This is a genomic window from Kitasatospora sp. CMC57 (genome assembly GCF_045866025.2).
Lineage (GTDB): Bacteria > Actinomycetota > Actinomycetes > Streptomycetales > Streptomycetaceae > Kitasatospora.
Genome location: NZ_AP035881.2, coordinates 6617161 through 6640718, shown reverse-complemented (window position 1 = coordinate 6640718; position 23558 = coordinate 6617161). Strand labels below are relative to the sequence as shown.

Below are 23558 nucleotides of genomic sequence, written 5' to 3'. Positions count from 1 at the left end.
GCCGGCCGGCCTCCCGGATGTGGGCCTGAAGCAGGGCCGACTCGGCGCCGGTCAGAGCGAGTTCCTCGGTGCTCCGGCGGTGGTATCCACTGCGTCACCCAGCAGCAGCCGGTCGCGTGACCGTCCGCTCCGGGCCGCAAACCCGCGGCACGAGACGTACCGAGTTCCACGGCTAGGACCCGCCCCTGGAGCCCCGGTTGCCGTATCGCCGACAGCCGGGGCCCGGGGTCGGCGGGACTACTTCTCGCAGAGGGCCGTGTCCAGCAGGGTGTTGAGCTGCTGGAGCGGCGGGTTGGTGGCGAGGTAGGCGTTGGTCATCACGGAGACGTGCCGGCCGTCCTTGGTGACCATGGTCTCGCTGAGGTAGCCGGGGACCGCGCCGTTGTGCCCCCAGGCTTCGCCGCCGCAGGAGAGGGTTGTCCTGACGATCCCGAGGCCGTAGGGGATCGGGGTGACGGTGCTCGGCTTCTCCATCTCCGCCAACGCCGCCGGTGACACGACCCGACCGGTGGTCAGGGCCTCGTAGAAGGTGCTGAGGTCCTCCAGCGTCGAGATGACCGCGCCGGCGGAGCTGAAGACGGAGGGGTCGTAGTCGAGGACCGGGCTCCAGAAGTAGAACGGGCCGAGCCGCGCGCCGTGGTAGCCGGGTACGGCCGGGGCCGGCAGCGCACGGTTGCCCGGGACCGGGAAGACGGTGCCGGTCAGGCCGAGGGGTTCGATGATCCGCTGCGTGACGGCCTGGTGGACCGGTATGCCCGTCACCTTCTCGACGAGCAGGCCGAGAATCAGGTAGTTGGTGTTCGAGTAGGTGAAGCCGCCGCCCGGCGCGGAGACCGGGGCCCGCTTGAGGCCCTCCCGGACGAGGGTGGTCAACTTGTAGGTGCCGTCCGGTTCGACCAGGGCGATGGAGGCCAGCGGGTCGTAGGCCGCGACCCCGCTGGTGTGCTGGAGCAGTTGACGCACGGTGATGCGGGTGCCGTCGTAGCCGTTGCCGGTGACGGTGCCCGGCAGATAGGTGTCGATCGCCGAATCGAGGGAGACCTTGCCCTCGTCGACCAGTTGCAGAACGGTCGCCGCGGTGAAGGTCTTGCTCTGGCTGCCGATCCGGAAGTGCTCGTCGGAGCGGATCGGCTTGACGGTGTTGATCGTGCTGGTACCGGCGGACAGCGTCCACGAACCGGCGGCGTTGCCGGCGTACACCGCGGCACCGGGGCCCGCAGCGGCCTGTAACGACTTCAGTGCCGCGCTGGTGGCGCCGTGCTCCTCGGCGGCGTGGGCCGTGGTCGTTCCGGTCAGCATGACGACCGTCGCGGCCGCTGCACCGACGAGGGCCGAGAGGCGCTTCCTGCTGTGCTTCATCGTGTGGCTCCTGCTCAGTGGGTGATCCAGGTGCCCCTGGTGGGGTTCCAGTGGATGGTGGCGTTCTGGAACTGCTGTGCGGTGCCGCCGGGTTCGGCGAACTCGTCGCTGGTGGGATAGCCGAGGGCGGCCTCGTGCCCGGAACCGTGGAACGCGTCGTAGATGGCGTCGTGGACGATGTGCGTGCCGGTGGCGGGCGACCAGAGGAAGAGACCGCGTTCGAAGAACTGGTAACGGCCCTTGGTCCCGTCGGGTGCCGCCGAGGCGTCGGCCTCGTCCATCGTCGGGAAGCCCCAACGGCGTTCGGCATCCGTGGCCCAGAACCTGGTCAGGATGTCCCCGTACACCGCGTACGCGACATCGGGGTGCCACAGCACGATCCCGCGCTCGAACTGCTGGAACCGCCCACCCTCCGACGCGTCACGTTCACCCCGGACCGGCTGCCCGAGCGCACCGCCCGGACCGCCCAGGGCTGCGTACTTGGCGCCGATCGTCCCGTACGGCATGAGGTCGTCGAGCCGGTCGTAGCGGCGTGGTGCGAAGCCGCGGAGCCCGTCGTTCCAGACGCGCTCCTCGGCGACCTGTCCGAAGTCGTACTCCTCCCGGACCACCGGACGGGTGTGGGCGGCGTCGGCCCAGTGCAGGAAGAGGGCCACGTGGTCGGTGCCGTCGGCGTCCTTGAGGAGGGCGTCGCCGGGCTGGAGGTCGTCGGCGGGGATGTCCCGGGTGACGTTCCACAGGTCCCAGGTGGTCAGCGAGGTGCCGAGGTGCCACGCCATCGAGACGAAGCCCGAGCAGTCCGGGCGGTAGCAGCCGTACTGGTTCTCGTGGCAGCCGGTCCAGCTGTAGGGGACCTGTTCCGCGATCCAGGACCAGGAGCGCTCCATCACCTCGGCGCGTCCGAGCGGTTCGTCGGGGCCGGCCGCGTGGGCGGCCGGCGCGGCCGGGAGGGCGAGCGCGCAGACGGCCAGAGCCAGGCCCGCGGCGCGTGTGAGTCGGAGGAAGAACCTCATCGTGTGGCTCCTGCTCAGTGGGTGATCCAGGTGCCCCTGGTGGGGTTCCAGTGGATGGTGGCGTTCTGGAACTGCTGTGCGGTGCCGCCGGGTTCGGCGAACTCGTCGCTGGTGGGATAGCCGAGGGCGGCCTCGTGCCCGGAACCGTGGAACGCGTCGTAGATGGCGTCGTGGACGATGTGCGTGCCGGTGGCGGGCGACCAGAGGAAGAGACCGCGTTCGAAGAACTGGTAACGGCCCTTGGTCCCGTCGGGTGCCGCCGAGGCGTCGGCCTCGTCCATCGTCGGGAAGCCCCAACGGCGTTCGGCATCCGTGGCCCAGAACCTGGTCAGGATGTCCCCGTACACCGCGTACGCGACATCGGGGTGCCACAGCACGATCCCGCGCTCGAACTGCTGGAACCGCCCACCCTCCGAGGCGTTCTCCTCGGCACGCAGCGGGGCACCGAGCGGGCCGCCCCCGCCGCCCAGGTCCTGGTACTTGGCGCCGATCGTCCCGTAGGGGGCGAATGCCTCGGTCATCAACTCGCGGGCCCTGCCCTCGGCCTGGTCGTAGCGGTCGGGGTAGGCGGAGCGCTGGACGGCCTGGGCGAGCTGACCCGGGGTGCTGCCGGTGTGGTCGGGTTCCATCTGCTGGGCGACCTCGAAGAACTTGTTCGCCGCGTAGTCGACATCGAGGCACTGGGCCGGGGTGCACCAGTCCATCGACGGGCGCTGCTGGAACACGCCGAGCGAGTCGTCCTGCCCGCAGGCGAGGTTGTTCATCCGGGTCTCTACCCATCCGGTCTCGAAGCCGGCGAGCATCACCTTGGCTGACACGCCCCGGCGTTGGCCGACCTCGTAGACCTTGCGGGTGACGGCGACGTCCCGGTCGGGCGGGATGGCGCAGTAGGCCGCGGCCGTCGCGGAGTGGTTCAGCGGACCGGGTACGGGCCCGGCTCCTCGTGCCCCGGCCGGGCCGCCGAGGGCCACCATGGTGCCGGCGAGCAGCAGGACGGCGGCGGCGGAGGCCGCGCGCCGTGCGGCGGGTCTGGTCATGCTTCTCCTTCGTCTGCGGGCTGCGAGCGGTGCGTGACTAGGGGTTGATCCCGTCGAACTGCAGTACCCGGTATGGAGGTTGGTGCACGACCCCGGGCCACTGGGAGACGATCAGGGTGAGCGAGGTGGCACTCGCGCTGCCCGGGTGGATGTAGCCGCCGTACAGGGTCTGGACCTGCGGCTTACCCCAGTGGCTGGCCGGCCAGCGGTTGTCGCCGACGATCTGCGGCTTGGCCGCCGTCCACGCGGCGTCCGGCCGGGGCGCGGTGCGGGTGGAGATGGAGTAGTCGGTGACGTCGAAGTAGCTCATGCAGTACCGGTTGCCGATCCGCTTGACCGAGAACTCGCCGATGTTGTTGCCGGTCAGGACGGGCGAGGGTCCGACGGCGGTGGTCCACTGCCAACGGTCGTCCAGGTAGGCCCAGTTCTGCTGGGCGCCGAAGTTCCCGGCCCGGAAGTCGTCGGGCCAGATCCGGAACAGCTGGATCGCGCCGCCGTCGGCGGTGTTGCGGTGGGTGCCGTTCCAGCGCTTGGAGAAGATGTACAGCCAGCCGTCGGGGTCGATTCCGGCGAACGACCACATCCCGTACATGGACTGGTTCACGCCCTGCATGTCGCCCGGCCAGTGGTACGGGTAGTCGTGCCAGCTGACGCCGTGGTCGTCCGACCAGGCGACGCCGGACATCACGGACCCGTCGTAGCCGGCCGGCGGGGTCCAGGTGCCGACCGAGGTGTACTGGATGTAGGTGCGGCCGCCGAACTCGATGCAGTCGTTGGGGATCCGGCTCACCTCGAAGCCGAACCCGTTGTCCGCGTTGGTCCGGTAGTCGAACAGCTGCCCGGCCCGGCCGCCGGTGGGCATCGCCCAGGTGAACGAGATGGGGGACGAGCCAGAGGCGTCGAAGCGATCCTGACAGAGCATCAGTGGCGAGCCGAGGTAGTCGCCGTACTGCTGCATCCCGGCCCAGGTGTCGCCGAAGACGTAGCCCCAACTGCCGTCGTGCTCGCGGTAGTACGGGATGCCCAGGTCACTGGAGCCGATCCCCTGGCCGGCGGCCGAGTCGCCGGCCTCGTCGCACAGCGGGGTGCCGTGCTGAGCGGCGAAGGCGGGAGCGGCCGGGGCGAGACCGGCCAGACCGGCGCCCAGGGCCAGGCCGCCGCCGGCGCGGAGGACGGTACGGCGCGAGACGGCGGGACGATGGTCCGACGGGGACGATTCGGGCATGGTGGTTCCTCCGTGGGAAGACGGGGTGGTGGAAGTGGACGGCCTGACGGCCGGTCAGCCCGCAGCGGCGAAGGCGGTCGCGAGACGCGGGACGTAGTCGGCGAAGGCCGGCGCCCAGCAGCCGTAATTGTGGCCGCCGTTGCAGGTCGGAGCGAGCGACGCGCCGTTGCCGTAGTCGACCAGACGGCTGGGAATGCCCAGGTGGTCCAGCCGGGCCTTGACAGTCGCCGACGCCGCTGCGGTGTTGACGTCGATGACGTCGTTGTTACCGGTGTAGAGCGCGATGCCGGTGCCGGACAGCTTGGCGAGGTTGACCGGTGCGGCCGGATCGACCGCCTTCCAGACCCGGTCGGCGTTGAAGACCGAGTACGGGGAGCCGAAGATCGCGTCACTGTCCACGTAGGAGCCGTAGCCGGTGCAGGCACCCGAGCCGGAGGTGCTGACCGCGCACCAGGCGCCCGTGACGTTGAGCTCGGTGGCCAGGACGGCCGCGCGGATCTTCCACTGGCCGAAGTCGATGCCGCCGGACATCACGGCGACCTGGCCGAACAGGTCGGGCCTGGCCTCGGCGTAGTGCAGCGAGCCGTAGCCGCCCATGGACAGCCCGACCACGGCCCGGTGCGCCCGGTCGTTGACGGTCCGCAGGTTGGCGTCGATGAACGGGACCACTTGGGTGAGGTGGAAGGTCTCCCAGTTCGCCGCCCCCTCGGCGGTGTTCTGCATCAGCCAGTCGGCGTACCAGCCCTTCAGCCCGCCGTCCGGCACCACGGTGATCATCGAATCGGCGTGCAGGGCCGGGGCGGCCGCGACGTCGTCCACCCCGCCGCCACCGCCGTGCAGGAAGTAGGTGACCGGCCAGCGGCGCCCGGGGTCGGTGTCGTACGCGGCGGGAAGCAGGATGCGGATCCGGTGCGTCCCGGAGAGCTGCTTCGTGGTGACTGTGAGGGTGAAGTCGGTGGGGCTGTGCACCTCGGTGGCGCCGGGGACCACGGTCAGACCGTAGCCGTCGGCGAAGACCGGGAGGGCGGAGGCGGAGACCGCGTAGGGTGCGGCGGACGCCGGATCGGCATGGGCCGCGCCGGTGCCCGTCAGGGCGGCGAGCGCGAGTGCCGCGCCGAGTGCGGTGTGGCGCAGGGAGGTCATCGGGAGCCCTTCGTCGGGGTGCCCGTGGCGGCGTGGACCGCCGCGGGCCGAACGTCCCGATGCTGGCCTCCCGCACCGCCCGGTGGACAGGTCAGGCCACCGGCCATTGGTGACCGGCTGTCAGGCCGCTCGCAAGTGGCCGGTGCTGGGCTCCACCGGTCAGGGGCCGCCGGTCAGGGCGGGTGGGTAGGTGGCCGGTGCGAAGTCCGGGTGCCGGCGGCGGAAGGCACTCCCGAGGTGGTGCTGCAGCCGGACGTGGCGGAACTGGTAGACGGCACCGGTCTGACGCAGCACCCCGCGCCGGTAGGCGTCGTCCAGGAAGGCGGCGGGGTGCCAGGGGAGCCGGCCGGTCAGCGGCAGCCAGAGGCGGGAGAGCAGCAGCCACTGCCCCCAGGCGGTGAAGGCGAGCACGTAGGAGGCCGTGCCGCCGAGGCCGCCGACCGCGCCGATCAGCAGGCTGTCCTCCAGACCCCAGGTGAGCGGTCCGAGTGTGCCCTGCAGCAGCTGGACGATCACGTGCCCGCCGAAGGCGATGGCCAGGGTGAAGGTTGGGACCAGGAACAGGAACTGACGGCTCACCGTGGTGCGGTTCGAGGACAACAGGCCGACCGGGGTGGCCGCCTCGGTGACGTCCACGGGGGCTTCGAGCGCGGCCATCAGCCCGAAGACCAGACCGGCCGCCGAGCCGAAGACCAGCCCGAAGACCAGCATGTCGGTCAGGGCGCTCCGGACGAGGTGCGGATCGGTGAGCGAGGTCCCCGTGGCCAGCGCGTGTTGCAGGGTGAGGGTGGCGGCGCATCCGATCCCCATCACGGCCCCGCCGAACAGGCCCTGCCCGAAGCGGACGGTGAAGGTGCGCAGCGGTCGGTGGCCGAGGCCGCGGTGGGTCGCGCGCAGCGTCAGCCGGACCCGGGCCGGTTCGAAGGCCGTCCCGCCCCCGGTCCGCTCCGCCATCGCGTAGACGGAGCCGAAGGCGAGCCCGGCGGCGGGCCCCATGAGGGCGCCCTGCAGCAGGAGTTCGGCGATGCCGAGCGGGGTGAGCAGCAGACCGACCAGCCAGTCCGCCAGGGTCACGCACAGGGCGGTGGCCAGCACGACGGCCAGCGTCCGGGCCGGACGGGTCACCAGGTCACCGAGCTGCCACCAGGCGACGTCCTGCCGCTCGCGGTCGAGCCGGACCAGGTGGTGGGCGAGGTGACCGAGCCAGCGCTCGGCCCGCGCGGGGTCCGCGTACGGGGTCCTCGGCTGCCGTCCGGTAGCGTCCCGCTCCGGGGTGCGGCGCCGGTAGACGGCGGGCACGAAGCCTGCCAGCAGGTGCTCCTCCAGGCTCCGGGCGGACGGAAACCTGGTGGCGTCGAGGAGTTCGGAGGGATCGCGGCCGGGCGTCTCGCTGTACAGGGTGCGGGCCAGGATGACCATCAGCGGCGTGGTCAGCACCGTGGCGAGGCCCTCGCCCGCCGGGGTCTGCGGGGCGCGGAGCCGGGCCAGCACGGCATCCCATGGCGTCCCGGGCGTGCCGGAGCCGTCGCCCTCGCCGGACGGGACGGCCCTGGTGGTGCGGGGCAGGTAGCCGACGAGGTCGTCCAGGGTGACGTCGGTGAGCTCGATGCCCCCGGCCCAGACCAGCGGTGCGTGGGCCGCCCGGACCGCTTCGGCGTACTCGTCGCGACGACTGGTGAGCACCAGCGGCGAGGCGGTCGCGTTGAGCGCCTCCAGGGCCTCGCGGCGCAGACCTTCGGCCATCTCGTCGAACCCGTCCAGGACCGGGAGGACGAGGTCGGCGTCGACCAGCGCGGCGGCCAGGGTCGTGCCGTGCGGGCCGCGGGCGGCCAAGTGGGGGTGGTCACGCAGCAACCGCCCGATCAGCCAGTCCCGCAGTGCGGTGGTCGACGGGTTCCAGGAGCCGATGCTGAAGATGACCGGCACCCGGGAGTGCGGGACGGGGGCGTCCAGCAGGTCCAGCGCGAACCTGATGGTCAGGACGGACTTGCCCGAGCCCGCCCGGCCGAGGATCGCCAGCCGTCCGGAGGGGATCCTGAGATAGACCTCGGCCACGCTCCGCAGGTCGCCGCCCAGATCCACCTCGCGCGGCGTCTCGCCGGGTCCGAGGCGCTGGATGTTCTCCGGGAGGTCGGTCAGGCCGGTCGGCGCGGGCTGCCACCGGACGGGCAGCGGGAACGGGTCGTGCACCCGGCGGTGAGCCTCCTCGTGACGCCAGCGGCGTCGGACCTCGGTCGCCAACTCACGGGCAGCATCGGCGAGCGGGCCGTGGACGGGCGGGCCGGGGACGGGCGGGCCGGGGACGGGCACCGGGGCGGGGTTGGCGGGCAGGGGTTCCTTCACGGGGCCCTCGCCGCCCGATCCGGCGAGGGTGGCCGCCAGGCGCAGGCGGTCCTGCTCGCCCAGCCCGAGCGCGTCGGCGAGCAGGTTCACCGTCCCCATCCGATGGTTGGTGGAGGTGCCGCTCTCCAGCCGGCGGATGGTGCGCACGCTGACCCCGGACCGTTCGGCCACCTGTTCCTGCGTCAGGTCGGCCTCATCGCGGAGCCTGCGTAACAACATGCCGAGATCGTCTGTCACCGCGAGTCTCCCTACCCAGCAGTACGAACGGCGGTGAGCCTACCCGCGAGCACCGGTCACAGATGGCCGGTTCCCTGTCCTGTACAGCGAACATGACAAAGGTCACCCTCGGGGGCGGTGTCCCCGTGCGCACACCGACGGAAGCCAGGAAACCTGGGTGGCGGGACCACGACTGCCGACGCTCCGGTAGGTTCACACCAGTCGGCGCACTCTCAGTCGACCACGAACAGCCGGGCGCCCTCCGCCGTGCTGGAGCGGTGCGGCTGGGCGTCGTCACCGACCTGGTAGCTGCTGCCCGCCGTGAGTGTGACCACCTCGCCGTTGCCCAACTCGGTGGTGAGCGACCCTTCGAGGACCAGCAGGATGTGGCCCCGGTCGCACCAGTGGTCGGCCAGCTGGCCCCGGCTGTACTCCACCATCCGGACCCGGACGGCCCCGAACTCCCTGGTCCGCCACGTGGCGAGCCCCGTCTCCCACTGGTGCTCGGTGGCCGCGACCTGCGACCAGTCGGTGGTGCCGAACGGAATGTCGATCATGTCCATCCGGCGAACGTAGCGGGATCGGGGCGGGCGGCGAGTACGTCTACGGCGCCTTGACATCGGCCTGGCCTCCGCCGCGTCACACCGGCGGTCTACCATCGGCGCATGGTGACCGTACTGGTGAACGGCCTCCCGGCGGCCGGCAAGTCCGCCCTCGCCCGCGCCCTGGCGGGCGAGTTGGGACTGCCGCTGTTCAGCAAGGACTCGATCAAGGAGACCCTGGCGGACACCCTCGGACCGCAGCAAGCCCCCGGCACGGACCCGCGCGAGTGGAGCACCGCCCTCGGCCGCGCCGCGGCGGAGACCCTCTGGACGCTGCTGGCGTACGCGCCGGACGGTGCCGTCCTGGAGAGCCCGTGGCTGGCCGACACCCGTCGGTACGCGGTGGACGGGCTCGCCAGGGCCGGTGTGCGGCAGGTCCAGGAGGTTTGGTGCGAGGCGCCGTTGGCGGTCCTGCGCCGTCGCTACGCCGAGCGCGCCGCCGACCGGCACCCGGTGCACCTGGACGACCAGGCGGACGCCGAGGAGCGGTGGGAGCGGTGGAGCCGGGCCGCCGAGCCGCTCGGGCTCGGGCCGGTGCACCGCGTTGACACCACGCGGCCGGTGGACATCGCACTGCTGGCCCGCCGGATCAGCGGCCGACCGCGGGGAGCATCGCCCAGTCGATGGCCGACAGGGTGACCATCGACAGCAGGGTCGAGCAGAGCACTGAGTTGCGCGGCAGGGCGGTGCTCAGACCGTACTCTCGGGCGTAGACGAACACGTTCTGCGCGGTGGGCAGCGCGGAGCAGAGCACCACAGCGAGCAACTGACGGCCACTCAGCTGGAGCAGGGCGCCGACGGCCAGCGCGACCAACGGCTGTATCAGGTTCTTGGTGAGTACGGTGACAGCGAGCTCGGCGCGCGGCGAGCTGCCGGTGGTCGGCGGGCGGCCGTGCAGGGAGAGGCCGAGGGTGATCAGCGCGGTGGGGACTCCGGCGCCGCCGAGCAGCACGCAGGAGTGGCCGAGCGCCGTCGGCAGCTGCCAGCCGAGGGCGGAGCAGGTGGCCCCGAGGGCGGAGGCCAGGATGACCGGGTTGCGCAGCGGCATCCGCAGCAGGCGGCCCAACCGCCGGTCCGGGCGGCCGCCGTCGCGACCACCACCGGTGGTGGCGTCCAGCGCGGTCAGGATCACCGGCGTCACCAGCAGCACCTGGAACAGCAGGACCGATCCGATGAACGAGGCGTCACCGAGCACCTGGACGGCGACCGGGATCCCCAGGTTGGCGGAGTTCACGTACCCGGCCGCCATCAAGCTGATCGCCCGGTCGGCCGGCTTCCGGTCGAACAGCCACCGGGCCGCGGCCCACCCGAGCAGCGAGGCCGCCAGAGTGCCGACGGCGAAGGCGAGCATCGAGGTGTTGGCGAAGCTCCCCAGCGGAGCCCCGGCCAGCATGGTGAACAGCGCAGCGGGCATCGCGACGTGGAACACGAAGCGCCCGAGCACCGCCTCGGCCTGCTCGCCCAGCAGGCCGGTACGCCCGGCCAGATAGCCGACGGCGGTGAGCGCCCAGATGGGCACGAAGCTCGACAACAACGGTTCCACGGTCATGGCGCACCATCATCGTCCCCGGTCCCTGCGTCGGTGCAGGTGGGCCGGGGACTTGGCCGCGAATCCCACACGGGCGCTCCGGGCCGGGCGACGCTACGATCACTTGCCCATGGACGTGAACGAAGCAGTCGAGATGGTCACCGTCCCACCCGGGCGGGTGACGCTGTCGGACCGGCGGACACAACGGAGTTGGCAGGCCGAGCTCGCGCCCTACCGGCTGGCTCCGCATCCGGTCACCCAGGAGCAGTACGCGCAGGTCACCGGTCTGCGGCCGAGCACCGCGCAGGGTGACCGGCTGCCGGTCGAGGGCGTCTCCTGGCTGGACGCGGTGCGGTTCTGCAACGCCTGGTCCACCCAGCAGGGGCTCACGCCCGCCTACCGCCTGCCCGGGGACGCCGAATCCGTCGAGTGGGACACCACCGCCGACGGCTACCGGCTGCCCACCGAGGCCGAGTGGGAGCACGCCTGCCGGGCCGGCACCACCGCCGCCCGCTACGGCCCGCTCGACGAGATCGCCTGGCACCGGGGCAACTCCGCCGAACGCATCCACTCCGTCGGCGGACGGCAGCCCAACTCCTGGGGCTTGTACGACATGTTGGGCAACGTCTGGGAGTGGTGCTGGGACGTCTACGACGCCGAGGTGTACGGCACCTACCGGGTGCTGCGCGGTGGCGGTTGGTTCGACGAACGCTGGAGCTGCCGGGCCTCGGTCCGCCGCCGCAGCCACCCGACCTTCCGGATCGACGACGTCGGCTTCCGGGTCGCCCGGACCGTCCCGGCACCTGCCGCCCTACCGTCGGACCAGGCGGCTAGGTTGAACGGATGACCGAAGCACAGAACAAGAGCGAGCCCATCAGGCCGAAGCAGTTCCACGAGACCGCCGGCCTGGCGGACTGGCGGGTGCTGGGCGAGGGGGCGTGCGCGTACTTCCGCACCGGTTCGTTCCCGATGGGCGCCCAACTCGTGCAGGCCATCAGCGAGTTGACCGCCCTCGGGGACGGTGCCCCGGACGTCGACCTGCGGCCCGAGGGAGTGACCGTGCGCCTGATCGCGGTCACGGAGGACTACTACGGGCTGACCGAGCACCACCTCGAACTGGCCCGGCAGATCTCGGCGGTGGCCCGCGCGCTGGGCGTCCCGGCCGATCCGGCCGCCGTGCAGACCGTCCAGGTCACGGTGGACGCCCTCGCCGGTCCCGAGGTGGTGGCGTTCTGGCGCGCCCTGCTCGGCTATCGGGACCGGGCGAACAGCCCCGAGGACCTGATCGATCCGCAGCGCCGGGGGGCACCGTTCTACTTCCAGCAGATGGACGAGCCGCGCCCGCAGCGCAACCGGCTGCACGTCGACGTCTGGGTACCGTACGACCAGGCCGAGGCCCGGATCGCCGCGGCGCTCGCGGCCGGCGGCCGCCTGCTGAACGACGCCGACGCGCCGTCGAACTGGGTGCTGGCCGACCCCGAGGGGAACGAGGCCTGTGTCGGCGCGGCCGGCTGGACCGGCCCGGAGCCCGGGCGCCCGTAGGGGGGAACGAGCCCGGGAACACGAAAGGCAAGAGGAAAACCCACCTCTTGCCACTTCTAAGATATAGCGCACAGGGGGCCTTGCCGCAAGGCCCCCTCCGTGCCGCAGAATCGCTGGCCTGAACCAGAAAACCTGCGGATTCGGGAGATTCACGAAAGTGCGTGTGCTGTTGTCAGCTGACGGGTCGTTCGATGACGTCGCAGTGCGGGTGTGCGCACTGCCGGACTTCGCAGGAATCACCTCGGATCGGAGCCGCTGACATGAATCCTCTGACCACCAGCGTGTTCGACCTCCCCGACCGACTCTCCGCCAAGGCCGATCCTGCCCTGATCGCCCGCGACGAGCAGCACTTCGCCGCCGTCGGGGAGAGCCTCGAACAGACCATCGCCGAACTGTCCGACCGCCTCGACGCCGAGCTCAGGGCGCCCGGCGGCCTCGGCCGCGAGGCGATGGACCGCGACATCGAGGTCCACCGGCTGACCGGCCGCCTGCGCGCCCTGCGCCGCTTCGGCCTGGACCTCTGCCTCGGCCACATCGTCGGCGAGGACGACCCCGAGCCGGTGTACATCGGCAGGCTCGGCCTCACCGACAGCACCGGCCGCCGACTGCTGCTCGACTGGCGCTCCCCCGCCGCCGAACCGTTCTTCGCGGCGACCCACGCCAACCCGATGGGCCTGGCGAGCCGCCGCAGGTACCGCTGGTCCCACGGCCGGATCAACGACTACTGGGACGAGGTCTTCACCGCCGACGGCCTCGAAGGGCACGCCGCACTGGACGACCAGTCCGCCTTCATCGCCAGCCTGGGCAGCAACCGCTCGGCCCGGATGCGCGACGTGCTGGCCACCATCCAGGCCGACCAGGACGCCATCATCCGGGCCGGGTCCCGCGGCACACTGGTGGTCGACGGCGGTCCCGGTACGGGTAAGACCGTGGTCGCCCTGCACCGCGCCGCCCACCTGCTGTACTCCGACCCGCGCCTCGGCCACCGGCGCGGCGGCGTGCTGTTCGTCGGTCCGCACCAGCCCTACCTGTCGTACGTGGCCGACGTCCTCCCGAGCCTCGGCGAGGAGGGCGTGCAGACCTGCACCGTGCGGGACCTGGTCGCCGAGGGAGCTAAGGCGCCGGTCGAGGCCGACCCGGAGGTGGCCCGGCTGAAGTCCTCGGTGCAGCTGGTCCGGGCGATCGAACCGGCGGTCGGCATCTACGAGGAGCCGCCCACCGAGGGGATGGTGGTCGAGACGCACTGGTCGGACCTCTGGCTGAGTGCCGAGGACTGGGCCACGGCGTTCGAGGCACCGGAGCCGGGGACCCCGCACAACGAGGCGCGTGACCAGGTCCTGGAGGAGCTGCTCACGATCCTGATGGACCAGGACGACGGCGAGGCGCCGCCCGCTCAGCTCCGGCGGTCGCTGCTGCAGAACCGGGAGCTGATCACCACCCTGAACCGCGCCTGGCCGATGATCGAGCCGACCGACCTGGTCGGCGACCTCTGGTCGGTGCCCGCCTACCTGCGCAAGTGCGCCCCCTCGCTCACCCCCGACGAGGTCAGGAAGCTGCAGCGCGAGGACCCCACGGCCTGGACGGTGTCCGACCTGCCCCTGCTCGACGCCGCCCGGCAGCGGCTCGGCGACCCGCAGGCGTCCGACCGCAGGAAGCGGCACCAGGCCGCGGTCGCGGCCGAGCGCGCACGGATGGACGACGTCATCGAGCACATCCTCCAGGCCGACGACGACGGCGAGGGGGCGGTCACGATGCTGCGCGGGCAGGACCTCCAGAGCACCCTGGTGGACGACGGCGCGCTGCCCGGCACCGACCCGGAGCCGCTGGCCGGCCCGTTCGCGCACATCGTCGTGGACGAGGCCCAGGAACTGACCGACGCCGAGTGGCAGATGCTGGTGCTCCGCTGCCCGTCCCGGAGCTTCACCATCGTCGGCGACCGCGCCCAGGCCAGGCACGGGTTCACCGAGTCCTGGCAGGAGCGACTGGAGCGGGTCGGGCTCGACCGGATCGAGCTGACCTCACTGAGCGTCAACTACCGGACGCCCGAGGAGGTCATGGCGGAGGCCGAACCGGTCATCCGCGCCGCACTTCCGGACGCCAACGTGCCGACCTCGATCCGCAGCAGCGGCCTCCCGGTCAGGCACGGGTCCGTCGCCGAGCTGGAGTCGGTCCTCGACACCTGGCAGGCCGCGAACGCGGAGGGGGTCGCCTGCGTCATCGGCGATCCGACCTTCCGGCCGACCTCCCGGGTCCGCTCGCTGACCCCGGAGCTGTCGAAGGGGCTCGAGTTCGACCTGGTCGTACTGGTCGACCCGGACACCTTCGGCACCGGCATCGAGGGAGCGGTGGACCGCTATGTCGCGATGACCCGGGCCACCCAGCAGCTGGTGGTGCTGACCAGTGGCTGACCCCGGCGCTCACCCGAACTGCTGAACCCTCCGGGCTCCCCACATGGACGGCGCGGCGAAAGGGTAGTCCGAGTACGAAGGTTCATCACGGACACCGGGAGACCCGCATGCCGCCCACCCGCATCCTGGCCACGGTCGGAGCCGCCCTGGCTGCCCTGCTCTGCACCGTCGCCGCAGCCCCCGCCGAACCGCTCCAGGCCTCGGCCTCCTGCAAGGGCGCCGCCTGCAACGGCAAGGACCCGATCTCGGCGGGCTGCGACCAGGACGGCAGGCTGGTGGAGAGCGTGCCGCTGGCGACCGACCGGAGCATCAAGGTCGAGCTGTTCCACAGCAGCGCCTGCCAGTCCAACTGGGCCCGCAGCGTCGGCGCTCCGAACGGCGGCGCGGTGCTGGTGACCAACAAGCGGGGCGCCCGGTACGTCCGGAACACCGACGGCGCCAGACGGTACGTCTGGACGCCGATGGTGGACGGCACCGTCCAGGCCCAGGCCTGCCTCGGCCCGCAGAACAGCGATGCGCTGACCTGCACCAGGTACCACTGACCACCCGTCAGCCGGGCGCCTCCGAGCGCAGCTCCGCCTCGGAGGCGCCCGACCGCACGTGACCCAGAGCCTGCCCGCCGATGTCCGCCATGCCGTCCAACTGCTCCCGCCACCAGGCGGCCATGTCCGACTCCGTCATCGCCGACCAGTCGGGCGTACGCTCCGCCTGCGCCGAACCCAGGCGGCGGGCCAGCGCGACCAGGTCCCGGCCGGTGGTGCCCCGCGCCGCCTGGTAGGCGCTGAGCAGGTCGCTCCACGAGTCGGCCTGCCGCCAGGCCACCTCGAAGGCGGTGGCGTCCTGCAGGGCCTTGGCCGCGCCGCTGGTGTTGTGCGGGCGGACCACGGAGGCGGCGTCACCTGCCAGCAGCAGGCGCTCCGCCACCGTGAGCCCGGTCTCCAGGTCGTAGATCGGCTGTACGGAGGTCCGCTCCGGCGGGGTCAATCCGATCACCCCGGCCCAGTACGGCGGCAGCCGGTGCTGCGCCAACCAGGCGAGCTGGTCGGCGAGTTCGCCGATCACCTCGCCCGGCGGGAAGCTGGTCGGGTCGTCCAGCCGCAGACCGGTCTCCGGTGGGGCGGCGTAGAACACCCAGTTCACCATCGGCCCGTCGGGCCCGGGGATCCGGTAGATCACGCAACTTCCACCCGGGATACCGATGGTGACGGTGTCGGTGACCGGCCAGTCGGTGCCGCCGTCCGCCGGGGTGCCCAGCGCGGCCAGCCGGTCGGCGGGGTAGCTGCCGCGCCAGCAGACGTAGCCGGCGTAGCTCGGCCGGACGCCCGGGCAGACCGCCTCCCGGACCACCGACCGGTAGCCGTCCGCGCCCACCACCAGGTCGAACCGCTCCAACGACCCGTCGGTCAGGCGCACTTCGGCCCGGTCGGCGTACCCCCGTACGCTCTCGACCGCCGCACCCTGGCGGTGGACCACGGCGGCCGGGGTGGCCGCACGCAGCCCGCGCCAGAGCAGGCCCCAGTGGTAGGAGTGGAACGGGAACGGCTGATCCCAGATCACCCGCCCCGTCCTGGCCTCCCCGTCCCTGACCAGCCACCTGCGCCGGGTCAGCCGGTGGGTGGCGATGTCCGGGGCGAGCACACCGGTGGCTCGCAGCTCGACGGCCCGGTCATTGTGGATGCAGAGACCCACGCCGCGATCCGCCAACTGCCCACTGGTGCGCTCCAGTACGACCACCTCGTCGGCACCCGCCCGGGCCGCCGCCGACGCGATCGCACAGCCCGCGATGCTGCCGCCGACCACCGCGACCCGACCTCCGCGCATTGCTGCTCCTCCCTCGGGCGCCTGCCGTTCGGCAGCGTACTGTCCCTCCCCACTGCGGCACTTGCGTACACGCTCGGGGGATCGGGGCGTCACCGCACCAGGGTGGCCCCGGCCCAGTCGGCGTGGTCACTGTTGATGCCGTCGCCCGCGTCCGTCACCTTCAGCACCAGCTGGTTCACACCCACGACACTGACGTCGACGGGCTGCGTCGCGCTCACCGGCGTCATCACCGCCGGGCTCTCCCACAACTTGACGCCGTCGCCCCAGACCTCGAACCGCACGGTCGAGTTCGCGCCGACCTCGTCGTCCACGCCCACGTCCGACCGGAACCGCGCGTACCCACCGTTCAACGCGTACGTGATGGTGCCGTTGGCGTGCGTACCGATGCCCTTGGCGTACGTGGTCCCGTTCAACCTGATCGGGTTCCCGTAGACGCTCCGGTCCTTCTCGACCGCGCCGAAGTCGCTCCTGGCGCTGCTCCAGGCGAGGTCGCTCAGACTGACCGTCTGTCCGGTCCCGCCGCTGGTGACGGCGAGGGTGTTGCCGGCCGCGGAGACGTTCTGGGCGGCGTCGACCGCCTTCACCGTGAAGGTGTACGGCGTCAGGGGCGTCAGTCCCGTCGCGGTGTAGCTCGTACCGGTCGAGGTACCGACCAACACGCCGCCGCGGTAGACGTTGTAGCCGGTCACGCCGACGTTGTCGGTGGAGGCCGTCCACTGCAGGTCGACGCTGTTCGACGTCACGTTGCTCGACGCGAGGTTGCCGGGCGCGGTGGGGGCCGTGACGTCGGTCGTCGTGGTGCTCGCGGTCACGGTGGCACCGGCGGCGACCGGTATCGTCACGTAGGACACCGTCTTGCCGTACAGCGTCTTGGTCTGTGGCGTCCGGGCGACGCCGTTCACGGTGATGGTGGCGGGGGTGCCGTAGAACTCGGCGTCCCAACTGACGGTGCCGCCGGAGTTGTTGGTCAGGGTGGAGGCCGTCGCGCCGTTGTGCTTCAGCTTCAGGTCGTTGTCACCGACCTTGAGGTGGTCCATCTCCACCCACGGCGTCTCGGGTGTCAACCGCGAGATGGTGGCCACCTTGTCGTGCGGGGCGTCGGGCTGCACGCCCATCATCCCGTCGACAACGCTGCTGACCGCCAGAAACGAGACCTCCGGGTAAGTGTTCCGGCCGGTCATCAGCTTCTTGAGCCAGGACCAACCTTCGTCGGACCGGTTGTACTGGTAGTACATCTCCGGCAGGTACGAGGTCGCCTCGACGTTCAGGCCGTCGTCGTTGGCGGCGATGAAGTCCAGGTAGCTGTTGGTCCTCGAGCCGTAGTCACCCAGCCCCGTCAGCATCATCAGGAAGCTGGCCTCGTGACCCCAACTGCTGTACCCGGTACCGGCCGCGTCCTTGCCGCGGACGTACCGGTTGTTCGACGCGTCCCACCAGTTGGCCTCGAAGGTGTTCCGCACCCGCTGGGCACGGTCGGCCCACTTCGTGCCGTTCGCGGCGTCACCCTTCGCCTTGAGGATCTCCGAGTAGGCCAGCATCGACTGGTACTGGTACCCGAGCGAGTCGGCCGCGGAGACGAGGTTCTCGTTCGGGAACTCGAAGAACGTCGCCGTGTACTCCCCGGCCTGCTTCCTCGCGACCGGCTGCTCGGCAGCCGGGTTCGCGTCGTTCCAGGTCACCTCGTGACCGGCGAGGAACTGGTTCATCGTCGAGTCGTAGTACGCGGCGAGCGTCGGATCGTTGATCCAGTCCGCGTTGCCCGTCCACTGGTACTGCTTGTACGCCTTGGTCATCAGGTTGAACGGCGACGGCAGTTCACGGAAGCCCGTGCCGTCGATGTAGTACATGGCCCCGGTGGAGCTGTGCGCCCACAGCGGCCACCCGTTCTGGCCGGGCTTCGCGGCGTCACCGGCGAAGGTCTTCATCATGTTCAAGGTCTCGGCGTCCAGACCGAGGTCGTGCGCGCCGTCCGACTGGTGGGAGATGTCCCGGTTGTAGTACGACTCCCGGTTGGTGTACGCACCCCAGTAGCCGGGCGCCGGCGCCGGGTGCGTGGCGTCCTTGAGCCGCCACCACTCCGGTTCGTGACCCATCATCGGGTTCCCCGGGTAGAACGTCATGCCCAGGGCCCGGTCCTTGCCCCAGGCGAAGCCGTCGTTCAGGGTCGCGTTCGGGGAGTCGATGGTCAGGGTGCTGGTGGGCGCCCCGACATGGGCCTGAATGGTGATCCGGTCCACCCGGGGCACCTCACTGACCGAGGTGGCCGTCAGCTCGATGACGTCACCGGCCTTCAGCACGACCTTGCTCGACGTCCTGGTGTCGATGTTCATCGGGTCGGTGTAGTCGGTGCCGTACCGCTGCGACGTCGCCCAGGAATCCACCGGGGCGGAGTTCACGGTGATCTTGTACGTCACCCCGTTGGCGGCCTTGCCGTTGTAACGGGTGATCAGGTCGTAGGTCCCGGCGGACCCGTTGAAGGTCGTGCGGGCGCTGCTGGTCTGCCCCGCCGCGCCCCGGGCGTAGGTGACGTTGTCGACGGTGGTGCCGTTCCAGGTGTGATTCACCGTGTCCGTCGCGAAGTTGGTCAGCGACATGCTCTCGGCTTCGATCACGTAGGGGCCTGCGGCCGACACCGCCACCGAGGGCGTGCCGGGGACGACGACTGCGGTACCGACCACGGCGAGTACAGCAGATAGTGCACAGGCAAGACGACGACGCATGAGCGATCGATCCTTCCGGGTGGGGGCGTGCCTGATACGGGGACGGCCGATCGCGACCGCCCCGGCTGTGGGGGTGTGAGGGTCCAGGGACGGCGTCTCGCGCCGTGTTGGAAGTGGTTGAAGTGTGTGGCCTATTGAGTACTTCGCGGTGAAGCGGTGTCAAGAGCCCTGCACGGGCTCGTCGGGCCGGTTCTGCAAGCCCGTCAGATCGCCACCGCTGCTGTCCCCCACCTGGATTTCACCCGATAACACCAGGTCAACGGTCATTTCGAGCGGGTTCAGCCGAGGGCTTCCGGCACCCTGGAGCGCCTCGAAAACTCACGATCCTTACAGCTTGATGCTGACGTATATGATGAAAGCTTTCATCGATCTGTTGCATGCACGAACAGGAGTGAGCTAGTGTCCTGGCCGGTAGGGTCGGATCATGGCAAGCGATGAGTCGAGCGTGCGGGTGGACGCCTGGATCTGGTCCGTGCGGCTCACCAAGACCCGGTCCCTGGCCGCTGCCGAGTGCCGGGCCGGACACGTGCGGATCAACGACGAGCGGGTGAAGCCCGCGCAGGCCGTCCGCGAGGGTGACGTGGTCCGGCTGTTCCACGCCGGACAGGAGCGGATCGTCACGGTCCGCAAGCTGATCCGCAAACGGGTCGGCGCCGAGGTGGCTGCCGAGTGCTACCGGGACGACACCCCGCCCCCGCCCCCGCGCGCGGAGGTCGAGATGGCGGGCATTCGCGACCGGGGCGCCGGACGGCCCACCAAGCGCGACCGCCGGGAGATGGAGCGGCTGCGCGGGCAGTGACCGGCCGGTGATCGCGCAGGCCGCAGAATAGGGGCATGTCACGACGCACCAAGCCCTCGCCGCGCCCCGCCGCCACCGCCGCCTGCCCCTGCGGCCTGCCCGCGACCTACCGCGACTGCTGCGGCCGCCTGCACCGGGGCGAACTGGCGGCCGGCACCGCCGAGCAGCTGATGCGCTCGCGGTACAGCGCGTTCGTGGTCGGCGACGAGGCGTACCTGTTGCGCACCTGGGCCTCCGCCACCCGGCCGCCGTCGGTCGACTTCGACCTGGAGCTGCGCTGGCAGCGGCTGGAGGTGCTGGCGAGCACCGAGGGCGGGACGTTCCACACCGAGGGCACGGTCACCTTCCGGGCGCACTACCTGCACCAGGGCGAGGAGGGCGTGATGAGCGAGCGCAGCGGGTTCGTCCGCGAGAACGGCGCCTGGATGTACCGGGACGCACTCGAACTGAGCTGACGCCACCGGGCCTGCGTGGCACCGGCCGGGGGCGGCGGCCGGTGCCCTGGGGCGAGGTGCGAGGATGGCCGTTCCCGCCAGCCGTGGGCGGGCCTCTCAGCCGACCGGCCGGGTGCTCATCCAGCACCGGTATCAGGGGCGACGCGAGCGGGCCCGACTCGCTGCGCACCCCGGCAGCCGGCAGCGGTGACCCTCTCCTCCTCTTCCCTTCCTCAGGAAGTTGCGCCCTCATGCACGTCTCCGCCCTACCCTCGCGCGCCCTCGCGGCCGTGGGTTGCCTGACGCTGGCCGCGTGCGGCAGCGTGGGCCCCGCCACCCCCGGCTCGAAGTCCGACCTGCGCGCCCGGCTGCCGCAGTCCGTCCTGGACGCCGGCGTCCTGAAGATCGCCTCCGACCTCAACTACCCGCCCGTCGACTTCAAGGCCGGCGACGGTAGCCCCACCGGTGTGGACCCGGACCTCGCCGCCGCGCTCGGCGCGTACCTCGGACTGCGGGTGCAGTTCGTCGACCTGCCGTTCGCCGAGGTGCTGCCCGCTGTCCAGGACGGCAAGGCCGACCTGGCGATGTCTGCGGTGATCGACACCCGCCGCCGCCAGCTGGGCACGGACGACACCGGGAAGCAGACCGGTCCCGGCGTCGACTTCGTCGACTACTTCGTCACCGGCACCTCGATTTTGGTCAGGCAGGGCAACCCGCTCGGCATCGGTTCGCTCGACGACCTCTGCGGCCGGACCGTCGCCCTCCAGCGCGGCACCGTCCAGGACGAGATCGCCGAACTCCAGACCGGCGCCTGCACCAGGATTGGCAAGCCCCTGCGCATCCACCGCCTGGACACCGACGACCAGGCCCTCGCCGAACTCGCCTCCGGCGCGGCGGTGGCCGACCTCAACGACTACCCGGTGGCCGACTACAACACCCGCACCGGCCGCGGCAAGGGCACCTTCCAGGTGACGGGCGGTCAGTTCGGGGCCAGCCCGTACGGGATCACCGTGCGCAAGGACCGGAGCGCCCTGCGCGACGTCCTGGCCAAGGCCCTGGACCAGCTGATCCGCAACGGCGAGTACGACAAGGTGCTGGCCAAGTGGAACGTCCAGGGCGGCGCGGTCACCAGCGCCGTCGTCAACGGCGGACGCTGAACCGCAGGACGCGGTCGTCCCCCGTCTGGGGGCGGCCGCGTCCGTCGGTGTTGCTGGTGGTCACCAGCAGCGTGCCGTCGCTTTCGGTGAGCACCGTACGCAGCCGCCCGTACTGCCCGGTCAGGTGGGCGACCGGCGCACCGCCGTCCAACGGCACCTGCCACAGCCGGGTGCCGCGCAGGGCCGCCATCCAGATCGCGCCGTCGGCGTAGGCGATCCCCGACGGCGACGCCTCGGCAGTGGTCCACTGGGCGTACGGATCGACGTACCCGGGCCGCCCGGCCTTGCCCTCCACCACCGGCCAGCCGTAGTTGCCACCCGGCTCGATCAGGTTGAGTTCGTCCCAGGTGTTCTGGCCGAACTCGGCTGCCCACAGCCGTCCTTGGGGATCCCACGCCAGTCCCTGCACATTGCGGTGCCCGAGGCTGAACACCACCGAGCCGGGGAACGGATTGCCCGGCGGCGGGGTCCCCTCCGGCGTCATCCGCAGGATCTTGCCGCCCAGCGACGCCAGGTCCTGGGCCAGCGAGGTGCGGCCGATCTCACCGGTGCCCGCGTACAGCATGCCGTCCGGACCGAACGCGATCCGGCCGCCGTCGTGGTTGCTGCCCTTCGGAATGCCGGTCAACACGGGCTGCGTATCGGTGAGTTGGTCGTCCCGGTAGGTCATCCGGACGATCCGGTTGTCCTGCTCGGCGGTAAGGTACGCATAGACCCTCCGGTCCTCGGCGAACCCCGGCGAGAGCGCCAGCCCGAGCAGCCCGCCCTCCCCGCCTGGCACCACCCCAGGAACAGCACCGAGGTCCACCCGCGCCCCACCCGCCGGTGACACCCTGGTGATCCGCCCCTGGTTCCGCGACCCCACGAGCAGCTCCCCGTCCGGCAGCCGGGCCACGCCCCACGGCGTGTCCAGCCCCTCCGCCACCGTTCTGACCGCCGGACCCACTGCCGCCGTCGGCGTCGGGCTCGGCGCCGCCGGGCCGCCCGCCTCGCAACCGGCCAGCAGCAGGGCGGCGAGCAGAACGGCGACGGGTGCGGCTCTCACGGCGACCTCCTGAGGGCTTCTGCCCTCCAGCACACCACAGTCACTTCGGGACGGCGGCCAGCCCCGTGCAGCCACGCAGGCCATCCCGGCGCTTCAGTGAGGCGGCGGCCACGGCACCTGTCTCGGGCATGGGCACCCCCTGCGAGTTGACCTGGGCCGGAGTGAAGACCTCCCCGGTGACCTTGCCCGTGCCGGTAAGAGTCAGCGTGGTGACGCCGGTCTCGTTGGAGTTGGCGTAGCTGGAGGTGCCGTACCAGAGGAAGTTGCCGAACCCGTAGGCGACGTAGGTGTCGCCCAGCATCCCGGCACCGAGCATGGTGTGGGCGTGGGTGCCGACCACGGCGGAGGCCCCGGCGGCGGCGAGCCGCTTGGCGAGGGCGGTCTGCGCGCTGGTCGGACAGGCCACACCCTCCTCACCCCAGTGCAGGAAGACGATCACCACCGGGGTCTCGGTCTTTGCCTTCAGCACCGCCTTTACCAGCGTGTCCGCCTCCAGCGCTGAGGCTATGCCGGGCTTGTCCGCGCCGGCCCGCCACTTCTGGTTGGTCAGGTCGACCACCTGGCTCGCCGCAAGCACCGCGACCTTGACGCCCTTCACCTGCGCCATGTACGGCGCGAACGCCTCCTCGGCATTCTTGCCGAAGCCCACCACCGGTATCGGCGAAGCAACCTTCGCCGCCAGGGTGTCGGCCAGCCCGGCCGCGCCGAAGTCCACCGCGTGGTTGTTGGCGAGCGAGACGATGTCCACGCCGGAGTCCTGGAGCACCTTGAGCGATCTGGCCGGCGTCCTGAAGGTGTACGTCTTCGGCTCCGGCGCACCCCGGTCGGTGATCGCGGTCTCCAGGTTGACCACCGAGAGGTCGGCCGCCTCGAGCTTCCCGGAGATCGGTCCGAGCGCCTTCTCCGGAGCCCTGACGTTGAGCCGGGCCTCGGTCCTGCCCTCGAAGTGCACGTCACCCGCGAAGGCCACGGTGATGGTCCCGGCCGGGTTCCCGGGCGCGGTCGGCGGCGTCGGACTCCCTGCCACCGCCGGGGAGCCGGACCCGGCGCCCCCGTTCACGTGATCCGCGGCCGGAGAGTTAGGTGCGGAACTGCACGAGGCCAGACAGGTCAGACCGACCAGCAGTACGGCAGCGGACATGGCGCGGCCCATTGGTTTCCCCCCG

General features: G+C 71.2%; 20 protein-coding genes. 8 read left to right on the top strand and 12 right to left on the bottom strand.

All coding sequences use genetic code 11. The features are described 5' to 3' along the window. Positions 1 to 237 precede the first annotated feature (237 nt). The 7 genes from ACKUU6_RS29905 to ACKUU6_RS29875 all read right to left on the bottom strand — a co-directional run bounded on the left by ACKUU6_RS29905 (position 238) and on the right by ACKUU6_RS29875 (position 8899). Positions 238 to 1359 carry a serine hydrolase domain-containing protein gene (locus ACKUU6_RS29905; RefSeq protein ID WP_407991678.1) on the bottom strand — a complete coding sequence of 374 codons (1122 nt, stop codon included), beginning with the start codon at positions 1357 to 1359 and terminating at the stop codon, positions 238 to 240. Positions 1360 to 1373: 14 nt separating this feature from the next. Continuing rightward, positions 1374 to 2372 carry an NlpC/P60 family protein gene (locus ACKUU6_RS29900; protein WP_407991677.1) on the bottom strand — a complete coding sequence of 333 codons (999 nt, stop codon included), beginning with the start codon at positions 2370 to 2372 and terminating at the stop codon, positions 1374 to 1376. A gap of 14 nt (positions 2373 to 2386) precedes the next feature. Beyond that, the gene (locus ACKUU6_RS29895; protein WP_407991676.1) at positions 2387 to 3409 is read right to left on the bottom strand and encodes an LGFP repeat-containing protein; all 1023 of its coding nucleotides are present in this window, start codon (positions 3407 to 3409) and stop codon (positions 2387 to 2389) included. 37 nt (positions 3410 to 3446) lie between these two features. Further along, positions 3447 to 4634 carry a DUF4185 domain-containing protein gene (locus ACKUU6_RS29890; RefSeq protein ID WP_407991675.1) on the bottom strand — a complete coding sequence of 396 codons (1188 nt, stop codon included), beginning with the start codon at positions 4632 to 4634 and terminating at the stop codon, positions 3447 to 3449. Positions 4635 to 4688: 54 nt separating this feature from the next. Next, a complete protein-coding gene (locus tag ACKUU6_RS29885; RefSeq protein ID WP_407991674.1) occupies positions 4689 to 5777 on the bottom strand; it encodes an alpha/beta hydrolase in 1089 nt (362 codons plus the stop codon). 159 nt (positions 5778 to 5936) lie between these two features. After that, the gene (locus ACKUU6_RS29880; RefSeq protein ID WP_407991673.1) at positions 5937 to 8339 is read right to left on the bottom strand and encodes a helix-turn-helix domain-containing protein; all 2403 of its coding nucleotides are present in this window, start codon (positions 8337 to 8339) and stop codon (positions 5937 to 5939) included. 230 nt (positions 8340 to 8569) lie between these two features. Beyond that, positions 8570 to 8899 (bottom strand): DHCW motif cupin fold protein, encoded by a 330-nt coding sequence (locus tag ACKUU6_RS29875; RefSeq protein WP_407991672.1) that lies wholly within the window; start codon positions 8897 to 8899, stop codon positions 8570 to 8572. A 102-nt stretch (positions 8900 to 9001) separates the two neighbouring features. On the opposite strand from ACKUU6_RS29875, the gene ACKUU6_RS29870 reads away from it, so the two are divergent. Further along, positions 9002 to 9577 (top strand): AAA family ATPase, encoded by a 576-nt coding sequence (locus tag ACKUU6_RS29870; protein ID WP_407991671.1) that lies wholly within the window; start codon positions 9002 to 9004, stop codon positions 9575 to 9577. Here the strand turns inward: ACKUU6_RS29870 and ACKUU6_RS29865 are convergent. Next, complete coding sequence (locus ACKUU6_RS29865; RefSeq protein ID WP_407991670.1) at positions 9528 to 10487, bottom strand: AEC family transporter; 960 nt, start codon at positions 10485 to 10487, stop codon at positions 9528 to 9530. The genes ACKUU6_RS29870 and ACKUU6_RS29865 overlap by 50 nt on opposite strands. Positions 10488 to 10596: 109 nt before the next feature. Between ACKUU6_RS29865 and ACKUU6_RS29860 the strand changes: the two genes are divergently transcribed. The 4 genes from ACKUU6_RS29860 to ACKUU6_RS29845 all read left to right on the top strand — a co-directional run bounded on the left by ACKUU6_RS29860 (position 10597) and on the right by ACKUU6_RS29845 (position 14958). Then, positions 10597 to 11313 carry a formylglycine-generating enzyme family protein gene (locus ACKUU6_RS29860; protein ID WP_407991669.1) on the top strand — a complete coding sequence of 239 codons (717 nt, stop codon included), beginning with the start codon at positions 10597 to 10599 and terminating at the stop codon, positions 11311 to 11313. After that, positions 11310 to 12008, top strand: coding sequence for a VOC family protein (locus ACKUU6_RS29855; RefSeq protein WP_407991668.1), 699 nt, complete (start codon positions 11310 to 11312; stop codon positions 12006 to 12008). Before ACKUU6_RS29860 ends, ACKUU6_RS29855 begins: the two co-directional genes overlap by 4 nt. Before the next feature lie 260 nt (positions 12009 to 12268). Next, positions 12269 to 14416, top strand: coding sequence for an RNA polymerase recycling motor ATPase HelR (gene helR / locus ACKUU6_RS29850; protein ID WP_407991667.1), 2148 nt, complete (start codon positions 12269 to 12271; stop codon positions 14414 to 14416). 107 nt (positions 14417 to 14523) lie between these two features. Next, positions 14524 to 14958: a DUF2690 domain-containing protein gene (locus ACKUU6_RS29845; RefSeq protein WP_407991666.1), complete on the top strand. Its 435-nt coding sequence runs from the start codon at positions 14524 to 14526 to the stop codon at positions 14956 to 14958. 7 nt (positions 14959 to 14965) lie between these two features. Here ACKUU6_RS29845 and ACKUU6_RS29840 read toward each other — a convergent pair whose 3' ends face one another. Both ACKUU6_RS29840 and ACKUU6_RS29835 read right to left on the bottom strand, forming a co-directional pair. Further along, the gene (locus tag ACKUU6_RS29840; RefSeq protein WP_407991665.1) at positions 14966 to 16237 is read right to left on the bottom strand and encodes a monooxygenase; all 1272 of its coding nucleotides are present in this window, start codon (positions 16235 to 16237) and stop codon (positions 14966 to 14968) included. Between the two features lie 89 nt (positions 16238 to 16326). Continuing rightward, a complete protein-coding gene (locus tag ACKUU6_RS29835) occupies positions 16327 to 18915 on the bottom strand; it encodes an NPCBM/NEW2 domain-containing protein (RefSeq protein ID WP_407991664.1) in 2589 nt (862 codons plus the stop codon). Between the two features lie 466 nt (positions 18916 to 19381). Between ACKUU6_RS29835 and ACKUU6_RS29830 the strand changes: the two genes are divergently transcribed. The 3 genes from ACKUU6_RS29830 to ACKUU6_RS29820 all read left to right on the top strand — a co-directional run bounded on the left by ACKUU6_RS29830 (position 19382) and on the right by ACKUU6_RS29820 (position 21347). Then, the gene (locus ACKUU6_RS29830) at positions 19382 to 19756 is read left to right on the top strand and encodes an RNA-binding S4 domain-containing protein (RefSeq protein WP_407991663.1); all 375 of its coding nucleotides are present in this window, start codon (positions 19382 to 19384) and stop codon (positions 19754 to 19756) included. A gap of 35 nt (positions 19757 to 19791) precedes the next feature. Next, positions 19792 to 20211, top strand: a complete 420-nt coding sequence (locus ACKUU6_RS29825; RefSeq protein ID WP_407991662.1) for a YchJ family protein — start codon at positions 19792 to 19794, stop codon at positions 20209 to 20211. A gap of 230 nt (positions 20212 to 20441) precedes the next feature. Continuing rightward, complete coding sequence (locus ACKUU6_RS29820) at positions 20442 to 21347, top strand: ABC transporter substrate-binding protein (protein WP_407991661.1); 906 nt, start codon at positions 20442 to 20444, stop codon at positions 21345 to 21347. On the opposite strand, the gene ACKUU6_RS29815 is transcribed toward ACKUU6_RS29820, so the two are convergent. Together ACKUU6_RS29815 and ACKUU6_RS29810 are read right to left on the bottom strand one after the other, a co-directional pair. Next, on the bottom strand, positions 21331 to 22392 hold the full coding sequence (locus tag ACKUU6_RS29815) for a PQQ-dependent sugar dehydrogenase (RefSeq protein WP_407991660.1): 1062 nt from the start codon (positions 22390 to 22392) through the stop codon (positions 21331 to 21333). The two genes, ACKUU6_RS29820 and ACKUU6_RS29815, sit on opposite strands and share 17 nt — an antisense overlap. A gap of 40 nt (positions 22393 to 22432) precedes the next feature. Further along, positions 22433 to 23419, bottom strand: coding sequence for a CapA family protein (locus ACKUU6_RS29810; RefSeq protein WP_407991659.1), 987 nt, complete (start codon positions 23417 to 23419; stop codon positions 22433 to 22435). Positions 23420 to 23558: the final 139 nt, after the last annotated feature.

Excerpts from the sequence above, each read along its gene's own strand:
- ACKUU6_RS29895 (WP_407991676.1), bottom strand. The coding sequence starts at position 3,409 with ATGACCAGACCCGCCGCACGGCGCGCGGCCTCCGCCGCCGCCGTCCTG.
- helR (WP_407991667.1), top strand. The coding sequence starts at position 12,269 with ATGAATCCTCTGACCACCAGCGTGTTCGACCTCCCCGACCGACTCTCC.
- ACKUU6_RS29890 (WP_407991675.1), bottom strand. The coding sequence starts at position 4,634 with ATGCCCGAATCGTCCCCGTCGGACCATCGTCCCGCCGTCTCGCGCCGT.
- ACKUU6_RS29900 (WP_407991677.1), bottom strand. The coding sequence starts at position 2,372 with ATGAGGTTCTTCCTCCGACTCACACGCGCCGCGGGCCTGGCTCTGGCC.
- ACKUU6_RS29865 (WP_407991670.1), bottom strand. The coding sequence starts at position 10,487 with ATGACCGTGGAACCGTTGTTGTCGAGCTTCGTGCCCATCTGGGCGCTC.
- ACKUU6_RS29820 (WP_407991661.1), top strand. The coding sequence starts at position 20,442 with ATGCACGTCTCCGCCCTACCCTCGCGCGCCCTCGCGGCCGTGGGTTGC.
- ACKUU6_RS29830 (WP_407991663.1), top strand. The coding sequence starts at position 19,382 with ATGGCAAGCGATGAGTCGAGCGTGCGGGTGGACGCCTGGATCTGGTCC.
- ACKUU6_RS29870 (WP_407991671.1), top strand. The coding sequence starts at position 9,002 with ATGGTGACCGTACTGGTGAACGGCCTCCCGGCGGCCGGCAAGTCCGCC.
- ACKUU6_RS29840 (WP_407991665.1), bottom strand. The coding sequence starts at position 16,237 with ATGCGCGGAGGTCGGGTCGCGGTGGTCGGCGGCAGCATCGCGGGCTGT.
- ACKUU6_RS29875 (WP_407991672.1), bottom strand. The coding sequence starts at position 8,899 with ATGGACATGATCGACATTCCGTTCGGCACCACCGACTGGTCGCAGGTC.
- ACKUU6_RS29855 (WP_407991668.1), top strand. The coding sequence starts at position 11,310 with ATGACCGAAGCACAGAACAAGAGCGAGCCCATCAGGCCGAAGCAGTTC.
- ACKUU6_RS29825 (WP_407991662.1), top strand. The coding sequence starts at position 19,792 with ATGTCACGACGCACCAAGCCCTCGCCGCGCCCCGCCGCCACCGCCGCC.
- ACKUU6_RS29860 (WP_407991669.1), top strand. The coding sequence starts at position 10,597 with ATGGACGTGAACGAAGCAGTCGAGATGGTCACCGTCCCACCCGGGCGG.
- ACKUU6_RS29905 (WP_407991678.1), bottom strand. The coding sequence starts at position 1,359 with ATGAAGCACAGCAGGAAGCGCCTCTCGGCCCTCGTCGGTGCAGCGGCC.
- ACKUU6_RS29880 (WP_407991673.1), bottom strand. The coding sequence starts at position 8,339 with ATGTTGTTACGCAGGCTCCGCGATGAGGCCGACCTGACGCAGGAACAG.
- ACKUU6_RS29845 (WP_407991666.1), top strand. The coding sequence starts at position 14,524 with ATGCCGCCCACCCGCATCCTGGCCACGGTCGGAGCCGCCCTGGCTGCC.
- ACKUU6_RS29885 (WP_407991674.1), bottom strand. The coding sequence starts at position 5,777 with ATGACCTCCCTGCGCCACACCGCACTCGGCGCGGCACTCGCGCTCGCC.